The organism is Leisingera sp. ABD4_442 (assembly GCF_056160905.1).
The window spans coordinates 1-236 of the sequence record NZ_JBSWYB010000116.1; the positions used below are offsets into that span (position 1 = coordinate 1).

General features: G+C 63.6%; 1 protein-coding gene. It reads left to right on the top strand.

Annotated elements, in window-relative coordinates; all coding sequences use genetic code 11:
* The coding region (locus tag ACXAHG_RS23625) for a hypothetical protein (protein WP_475061277.1) at positions 1–236 on the top strand (236 nt) is incomplete at both ends.

Here is a 236-nt window from a genome sequence, read left to right on the forward strand (position 1 = left end):
TCTGGACCAGCTGTCGGATGGCCGCCTGATGGTCACCTGGGAAGCCGAGCAGGCTCAGGAAATCCACACCCAGACCCTGGATGCGCCGCCGGCCCCGGCTGGCGTTGCCGGGCCCAAGACGCTGATCCCGACCGCCGTGAAGGCCTATGATCCCACCGTTTTGATGCTGGAGGATGACAGTTTTGTGCTGCTTGTTTCCGCAGAAGACCAGGATGCGCAGGGCATCTGGCTGCAGC